This window comes from uncultured Dialister sp. (genome assembly GCF_900541605.1).
In the GTDB taxonomy this organism is placed as follows: Bacteria; Bacillota; Negativicutes; order Veillonellales; family Dialisteraceae; genus Dialister.
This window is the reverse complement of sequence record NZ_UQKJ01000123.1, coordinates 1-5307: the sequence shown is the minus strand read 5'-3', so window position 1 is coordinate 5307 and position 5307 is coordinate 1. Positions and strand designations below refer to the sequence as shown.

At 53.6% G+C, this 5307-nt stretch carries 2 protein-coding genes; both read left to right on the top strand.

All coding sequences use genetic code 11. The features are described 5' to 3' along the window. Positions 1-420: 420 nt before the first annotated feature. On the top strand, positions 421-2892 hold the full coding sequence (gene gyrA / locus QZR21_RS07835; protein ID WP_296097914.1) for a DNA gyrase subunit A: 2472 nt from the start codon (positions 421-423) through the stop codon (positions 2890-2892). A gap of 320 nt (positions 2893-3212) precedes the next feature. Beyond that, entirely contained in the window at positions 3213-5093 is a 1881-nt protein-coding gene (locus tag QZR21_RS07830) for an adenosylcobalamin-dependent ribonucleoside-diphosphate reductase (protein WP_296097915.1), read from the top strand. Positions 5094-5307: the final 214 nt, after the last annotated feature.

The following is a 5307-nucleotide window of genomic DNA, read 5'->3' as shown; positions in this document are numbered from 1 at the left end:
GTGCATAAAAATCCTTATGAAATCTGACTCTGCGAATTAATCAGCGCTTCCTTAAATTTACCCGTACGTAAAGGAGTCAGGGGGCTGACCGGGCTTATACTCAATCGAATGAGTGGGGCTAAAGGTGGTGGGTGAAGACCAATCTGCAACCTTTATAAAACCGTACACGATGGCCCGTGGGTAGCCACCCGGTTCCGGTCCGTTGGTCTTACTATGGCGTGCATATAAACGCCTTTTAACAGGTTAAACATATATTCACAACTGTTTATTTATTTTTCAAAAATGTCCATAAACGCCTTAAAATGGCTTTAGCGCCCTTTGTGTGGTATAATATGACATGTAATAGCCGGTTCTGAAAGGACACAGGGCTTCCTGCGGCCCTTATTTTTGTGCCTCTTCGGAGGCTGCAAAGGAGCAAGTATGGATTCCATAGAATGGAAGGAAGGAAAAATCATCAATACCCCTCTGGAGGGACAGATGAAGAATTCCTACATCGATTATGCCATGTCCGTCATTGTGACCCGTGCGCTGCCGGATGTGCGGGATGGCCTGAAGCCGGTTCACCGCCGTATCCTCTACGCCATGAGCGAAGCCGGTATGCTGCCGGGGAAACCCTATAAGAAATCGGCCCGTATCGTGGGCGATGTACTCGGTAAATTTCATCCCCACGGCGATTCAGCGGTCTATGAATCCGCGGTCCGTATGGCCCAGGATTTCTCTACCCGCTATCCCCTGGTAGATGGCCATGGAAACTTTGGCTCTGTGGACGGGGACTCCCCGGCCGCCATGCGTTATACGGAAATGCGTATGGCAAAGATTACGGTGGAAATGCTCCGGGACATCGACAAGAACACCGTTGATTTCATGCCGAACTACGATGGTTCCCTCCAGGAACCGGTGGTGCTGCCGTCCCGTATCCCGAACCTTCTCGTGAACGGTTCCTACGGTATCGCCGTAGGCATGGCCACCAATATTCCTCCCCACAACCTGTCGGAAGTGGTGGATGGCCTCTGCGCCATGATTGATGACCCCGATATCACCATCGACGGTCTCATGAAGTACATCAAGGGCCCCGATTTCCCGACGGCCGGCATCATCATGGGCCGCAAGGGCATCGAAGATACCTACCGCACCGGCCGGGGCTCCATTACGGTCCGGGCGAAGACGAAAATCGAAGACATGGCGAAGGGCAAGCACCGTATCGTGGTCACGGAAATTCCGTACCAGGTGAACAAGGCCCGCCTTATTTCCATCATTGCAGACCTGCAGCGGCAGAAAGTGCTGGATGGCATCACCATGCTCCGGGATGAATCGGACCGCACCGGCATGCGTATCGCCATCGAACTCCGGGCTGACGTGAGTCCGGAAATCATGCTGAATAATCTCTTCAAACATACCCAGATGCAGATTAACTTCGGCGCCATCATGCTGGCCCTGGTAGATGGACATCCGCGGATTCTGAATCTGAAGCAGATCCTTTACTACTACCTGAAACACCAGGAAGAAGTCATCACCCGGAGAAGCCGGTTCGAATTGGACAAGGCAAAGGCAAAGGCCCATATCCTGAAAGGCCTGCTCATTGCCCTGGATCACATCGATGAAGTCATCAGGACCATCCGTGAATCCAGGACCGATGAAATCGCCAAGAATGCCCTCATGGCGAAGTTTGATCTCTCCGACAAGCAGTCCATGGCCATCCTCGATATGCGCCTGCGCCGTCTCACCGGACTGGAACGGGATAAACTGGAGGCGGATTACAAGGACGTGAAAGAAACCATTGCTTACCTGGAAGACCTTCTCTCCAGCCGGGATAAGATCATGAACGTGGTGAAGGAAGAACTGCAGGACGAAAAGAAGAACTTCGGCGATGACCGGAGAACGGAAATCGCAGAAGCCCAGGAAGATTTCACCATCACCGATCTCGTGCCCGATGAACCGATGACCGTGACCCTGACAAAGCAGAACTACATCAAGCGCATGGATTCCAGCGACATCCGGGTACAGAGAAAAGGCGGCCGCGGCGTGTCCGGCATGAAGATGAAAGATGAAGACTACGTGTGGAAGATTCTGAATACCTCCACCCACAACCGGATTCTCTTCTTCACCAATAAGGGCAAGGTCTACATGAAGACCGCCATTGACCTGCCGAAATCTGGCCGCACCGCAAGGGGCAGCGCCCTCATCAATTACATCCCCAGCCTGCAGCCGGGTGAACGGGTGACGGAGCTCCTCGATATCGACGCAGCCGGAGAAGATACGAAGTACCTCCTCATGGTGACGAAGAAGGGCTTCGTGAAGAAAACCGCCATTTCCGAGTACAAGAACATCAATAAGAATGGCCTCATCGCCATCCGCCTCAATGAAGGCGATGAACTGGTGACAGTACTCCGGGTCAAGGGAGACGAAGACGTGATCCTGGGTACCCGCTTCGGCATGGCCATCCGGTTCTCCATCAACGATGAAGAAGTCCGGGCCCTGAGCCGTGCAGCTGCCGGCGTCCATGGCATCCGCCTGGGCGAAGTGAACGGCGAAGAAGATGAAGTGGTGGGCGCTGTCATTGCAGCGGACAAGGATATCTTCACCATTTCCGCCGACGGTAACGCCAAGAGGAATAAAGCCAGTGCCTACCGCATCCAGGGCCGGAACGGCATGGGTGTCCGGAATTTCAAGAAGGGTTTCGAAGTGGTAGCCCTCGTGGCAGCCGACGACAATGACGAACTGGTGGGCGTGTCGGAACAGGGCATCACCATCAAGACAAAGGCCAGCCAGATTACTAGCAAGAAAGCCAAGGCCGGCCAGGGCGTCATCCTCCAGAGACTGGAAGATGGGGACCGCATTGCTTCCATCGATGTACTCTCCGGTGACGAAGAAGAGGAAGAAGAAAAGAAGTAAAGAAATAGAGTAAGTGCAGGAGCCGTGAAGGACAAAAGTCTTTCACGGCTTTTTGGCTGTCAGAGGGATATGGCCAGACTGGTGAATGGAGCTGAAGGTGGTGGGTCGGGCGCCGCTGCGCTGGCCCGGTGGTGGCTGCATGCTAAAGATAAAGGCGCAAGGCTCCATCCGTTCGCATGGCGCCCGGCCACCTGACATAAATATCGATATTTTATGATAAACACAATATGTAGTATGACAATATGTTATTTGACCCAACATATTGTATCTGCTACCATATAGGAAGCAACAAAAATCTCGTGAGAAATGAGGCATTCCATATGAAACACTGGTACGATAATCCCATCAGTCAGGGAATACTGAAAGAAAAATACTATCATCCCGGCGAAACAAGGGCCGAGGAATTTATGGACCGGGTCAGCGGTATATTCGATCCGGATTTGGGAAAACGGGTACGGCGGTACCTGGAAGATACATCCTTCTGTCCTGCGGGAAGGACCCTCTATGCGGCGGGGGCAAAGGGAAAATTCCGGGTGTCCCTGTCGAACTGCTACATCCTTCCGTCTCCGGAGGATGACCTGGAATCCATTTTCCATGCGAACTACGAAATCGCCCGTATCTTTTCTTATGGCGGCGGCATCGGCATCAATATTTCCAACCTCCGCCCAAAGGGAAGCGTGGTGAGAAATGTGGCCCGCACCTCTACGGGCGCCGTTTCTTTCCTGAAGATTTTCAATGTCACCGGCGAAGTGATCAGCCAGAATGGCCGCCGGGGCGCCATGATGGTGGGGCTGAACTGCGATCATCCGGACATTTATGAATTTCTCCACATCAAGCAGAACGAGGAAAAGCTGTCTTCCATGAATATTTCCATCCTCTTCACCGATGAATTCATGGAAGCCGTCCGGGACGACCGGGAGTACACCCTCCATTTCACCGTGAAAGCCACGGGAGAAGAAATCAGGAAAACCATCCGGGCCCGGGAATTTTTCCGTGAATTCTGCGAGACCCAGTGGGACTGGGGCGACCCGGGGGCCCTGTTCGTGGACCGGCTCAATAACCGCCATCTCCTGGCGGGATACGATGAATATAAAATCGAAATCACCAATCCCTGCGGTGAATTCGGGGGCAACGCCTACAACGCCTGCAACCTGGGCAGTGTGAACCTTTACGAAATGATTGATGATAAGTTCAGCAGCCATCCCCTGTTCAATGAGGAACGGTTCAAACAGGTGGTGTACGACGGTATTACGGCGCTGGACGAAATCGTGGACTACGGCTATGATACCCAGCCCCTGGACGAGAACAGAAAATGCATTGACGACTGGCGCTCCCTGGGCCTCGGTCTCTTCGGCGTGGCAGATGCCCTGGTGGCCATGAAACTCACCTATGGCAGCCCGGAGGCCAATGACTTCATGGCCCATGTGATGAAAGTCATGCTCCTCACCGCCCTCCGCTCCTCCTGCGACTGGGCCAAAACAAAGGGCACCTTCGGCCACTATCGCTGGGAGGCCACGAAGAAGTCTCCCATCATGGACCTGGTAAAGGACCTGGATCCCGTCCTCTATGAAGAAATTCATGAAAACGGCCTTCGGAACGGAACCCTCCTGGCGGTGGCGCCGACAGGCACCATTTCCCTCCTCATGGGCAGCTTCTCCGGCGGCTGTGAACCGCTGTACAAGATTTCCTATGAACGCACCACCCATAAAATGGAAACGGTGCACGGCCATTTCCGGGTCTTCGCCCACAGCGTGAAGGACCTCCTGGAATACCATCACCTGCCCCTCACCCTGACGGATGAAGAAATCCGGGAGCGGTTCCCCTGGGTCGTGGAGAGCCATGACATCCCCTTCATGAATCGGGTGGACATGCAGGCGGCCATGCAGAAGTATGTGGACAATTCCATTTCCAGCACCGTGAACCTGAAGAATGAGGCCACGGTGGAGGATATCTACCACATCTATATGGAGGCCTGGGAAAAGGGATGCAAGGGCATCACCGTATTCCGGGATGGCTGCCGCCGGGGCAATATCCTTGGCGTAGATACTGCAAAGAAGACGGAGCCGGAGAAAGAAGCAGAACCGGCACGGGAAGAAAGGGCGGCGGTACCGGAATGCCCGAAGTGCCATTCCCACCACCTCCACGTGGAAGGCCACTGCACCACCTGCGAAGAATGCGGCTGGTCCGCCTGCGGATTGTAAGCAATAAAAAGTACAGGAACCATGAATGGATTCCTGTACTTTTTTATCAGGAAAGAATAGAGCCGATTGCGGTTTGTCGAGGTGTTGAAGAGGTGCTGATGGATAGAGTCATTCGTGCGGGGCTTCTAGCAACTAGCCTCTAGCTTCTAGGAAAGCTCTACAGCCTGCGGCGCTTTCTTCAATTTCCATCAGCTAACCTCAGCCCTGTGGGCAG

Coding starts and splice junctions, on each gene's coding strand:
- gyrA (WP_296097914.1), top strand. CDS start 421: ATGGATTCCATAGAATGGAAGGAAGGAAAAATCATCAATACCCCTCTG.
- QZR21_RS07830 (WP_296097915.1), top strand. CDS start 3,213: ATGAAACACTGGTACGATAATCCCATCAGTCAGGGAATACTGAAAGAA.